A 1557-nucleotide genomic window follows, 5' to 3' on the forward strand; every position below is an offset into this window, starting at 1 on the left:
GCGGGGTGGGCCGCTCCCCGCCCGGCCCGGGGCCACCGGCCGACACCGGTACGGATCGGTGATCTCCCGCAGCTCGGTCAGCGCTCGCCGCAGCTGGGCCGTGCCGCGTTTGCCCAGATGCCGGCTCCACGTCGCCTCGATCCGCACCTCGGCCTCGTGCGCGACCGCGACCGCGGCCTTGCCCCGCGGGGCGAAACGCACCAGCCGGGCGCGCGCGTCGGACGGGTCCGGCACCCGCTCGACGTAGCCCGAGCGCTCCAGCTGGTCGACCAGGAAACCGGCGGTCTGCTTGGTCACCCCGGCCTGCTCGGCGAGCTCGGTGACCCGGCTCCCGGCCGGCCCGATCCGCGCGGCGATCCGGCCCTGAGCAGCGGTGAGGTCGCCGTATCCGGCCGCCTCCAGCGCCTCGAGCACCCCGCTCTCCATCGCCCGGTACGCGATGTAACAGAGCAGGCCGAGATTCAGCTCGTCACTCATACGGCCCCTTGACTTGGACAGAGCATCTGACGAATATTGGTCAGAGAAGCTTACCAAATCAGGTGGGAGGGCCGGCATGGACCGCGACGAGGTGTGGCAGGCCATCGACACCGAGAGGCTGAGCCTGGCCGAGCTGCTCGACGATCTGAGCCCGCAGGAGTGGGAGACGCCCTCGCTCTGTGCGGAGTGGCGCGTCCGCGATGTCGCCGCGCACCTGACGCTGTCCCAGACCGGGGTGCTGCCCGCGCTGGTAGCCGTGGTGCGGGCCTGCGGCAACGTCAACCGGATGATCCGGGACACCGCGTGCCACCAGGCCCGGCGGCCCACCGCGGAGTATGCCCCGCTGCTGCGCGCGATGGCCGGGTCGCGGCGTACCGCACCGGGGGTCACCCACCTGGAGCCGCTCATCGATGTCCTGGTGCACGGCCAGGACATCACCGTCCCGCTCGGCCGGCAGCGCGCGATGCCCGCGAAGGCATCGGCCGCCGCAGCGGCCCGGGTGTGGCCGAATCTGTGGCCGTTCCGGGCCGAGCGGCGGCTGCGTGGCTTCACGTTCGCTGCCACTGACGACGACTGGACGGCGGGTGCCGGGCCCCGGGTCGAGGGCCCGATCGGGGCGATCCTGCTGCTGCTCACCGGCCGGCGAGCGGCCCTGTCCCGGCTCTCCGGTCCCGGCGTGGAGGCGCTGACGGCACGGCTGTCACCCGCCCGGACGAGGTAGTCGGCGGCCGGGGCACGTGTGGCGATCGTCGCTGCGGGTAATCAGGAGGCGTACCCCAACCGGCGACGAGGAGACTCCGATGTTCTTCAACCTGATCAGGCGCTACGTGATCATGGCGATCGCCATCCCGCTGGCCGCGGCCGGTGCGCGCAAGCTCAGCGACGCCGTGGAGGCCAAGCGCGGACCCAGCCGCGGCACCAAGCTGCTGCGCCAGGGCGCGGACACCCTGCAGGGCCGCTTCGGCCGGCAGAAGAAGCGCTCCCGCTTCGCCTTCGGCCGCTGACGACGCTACGGGCGGGTCAGGAACCGGCAAGCACCGTCCCCGCCCGTAGCTCGAGGTCCGCACAGCGGGCTGCGCC

The 1557-nt window shown here is 72.9% G+C and carries 3 protein-coding genes; 2 read left to right on the plus strand and 1 reads right to left on the minus strand.

Annotated elements, in window-relative coordinates; all coding sequences use genetic code 11:
* A partial coding sequence (locus AB0C29_RS47715; protein ID WP_360834910.1) for a MarR family transcriptional regulator occupies positions 1 to 477 on the minus strand: 477 nt, incomplete at its 3' end.
* A 76-nt stretch (positions 478 to 553) separates the two neighbouring features.
* Here AB0C29_RS47715 and AB0C29_RS47720 point away from each other — a divergent pair.
* Positions 554 to 1198 (plus strand): maleylpyruvate isomerase family mycothiol-dependent enzyme, encoded by a 645-nt coding sequence (locus AB0C29_RS47720; RefSeq protein ID WP_360834912.1) that lies wholly within the window; start codon positions 554 to 556, stop codon positions 1196 to 1198.
* A 79-nt stretch (positions 1199 to 1277) separates the two neighbouring features.
* The gene (locus tag AB0C29_RS47725; protein WP_360543819.1) at positions 1278 to 1481 is read left to right on the plus strand and encodes a hypothetical protein; all 204 of its coding nucleotides are present in this window, start codon (positions 1278 to 1280) and stop codon (positions 1479 to 1481) included.
* The last annotated feature ends 76 nt before the right edge of the window (positions 1482 to 1557 follow it).

It is taken from the genome of Actinoplanes sp. NPDC048791, from assembly GCF_040650095.1.
Classification (GTDB): Bacteria; Actinomycetota; Actinomycetes; order Mycobacteriales; family Micromonosporaceae; genus Actinoplanes.

What these genes read in the sequence shown, in the direction of transcription:
- AB0C29_RS47725 (WP_360543819.1), top strand. Translation starts at nt 1,278, where the DNA reads ATGTTCTTCAACCTGATCAGGCGCTACGTGATCATGGCGATCGCCATC.
- AB0C29_RS47720 (WP_360834912.1), top strand. Translation starts at nt 554, where the DNA reads ATGGACCGCGACGAGGTGTGGCAGGCCATCGACACCGAGAGGCTGAGC.